Genomic DNA, 1072 nt, shown 5'->3' on the forward strand with positions numbered 1-1072 from the left:
AATTGTCAAGGGGTTGGGGTCCATTCGGTTCCTCTGTTGACCACTGTCACAATCCGGCGGAGCATTCTGGCCATGATGGCGACCAGAGCGCATTTCTTAGGTTTTCCGGCTTCCAGCATTCGGTCGTAGTGGGCTGAGCATTCAGCATCATGTCTGGAACAGGAGATGGCTCCCATAAAAAGAGCTGTCCTCAAGAATCTGCTGCCTGTCCCGTGGATGGTGGCTTTTCGGTTAAGACTCGTCCCGCTCGAACATTCCTGCGGAGCCAGCCCAGCGTAGGCGATGCACTGCTTGACGTTCTTTAGTTCATCTGTCAAGAAGAGTTCACTCAAGACCTTGCGGGCTGTTTCAGGGCCCACACCAGGGATGCTCAGCATGAGGCGGTGCTTCTTCACAAGCTCCTGGCTCTGCTTCAGCTTTACCAGCCACAGCTGGCTCACCTGCTGGATTTCCTTGTCAAGAAGTCTGATGACTCTCGTGCAGGATTTGATGAGTTCTGCACAGGCGGAAGGCTTGCCCATTCTCTTCTTCTCGTCAGCCGCCTGAGCTTTAAGGCTGTCTATCCTTCTTGAAAGCTCCTGAAGTTCAGCCTGTTCTTTGGTGGGAGGCTTCCTGGGGGTTTTCCAGTTCTTCTGCGAGCACACAGCCAGAACATAGGCGTCTGTCGCATCATTCTTTCTAATGATTCCAAGACCCCTGGCAAGGCTTCTAGCCTGATTAGGAGCCATCACCACAGCAGGGACTCCCTCTTCAGCCAGGTGCCACACCAAAGCCTTGTGGCAGGAAGAGGTCGCTTCCATCGTGATCCTCCACTGGTCTTTAGGAGCCATCTTCTCCAGCTTCTTTACAATCTGCTCAAACCCTGCTGGAGAGTTCTTGACTGTGAAGCTGTGCTTGATTTGGTCTTTGGCAAAGAAGCACAGATCCAGGGTGTCTTTAGAAACATCGACCCCGACGTTCAGGTGTAGACTTGACATGTTGAATATCCACTGGGGCCTTCCAGCTCCAGCTTCAACTTGTTAAACGGGACGCCCTGGTAGTGGCCGGGGCTCCCTTGATACCGTTCTAGCCT

General features: G+C 53.1%; 1 protein-coding gene. It reads right to left on the reverse strand.

Going from position 1 to position 1072, the window contains the following annotated elements; translation table 11 throughout:
• Nucleotides 1-5 precede the first annotated feature (5 nt).
• Nucleotides 6-977, reverse strand: coding sequence for a transposase (locus QUA25_RS29330; RefSeq protein WP_332970815.1), 972 nt, complete (start codon nt 975-977; stop codon nt 6-8).
• Between the last annotated feature and the right edge of the window lie 95 nt (nt 978-1072).

The organism is Microcoleus sp. Pol17C6 (assembly GCF_036701145.1).
GTDB lineage: Bacteria > Cyanobacteriota > Cyanobacteriia > Cyanobacteriales > Microcoleaceae > Microcoleus.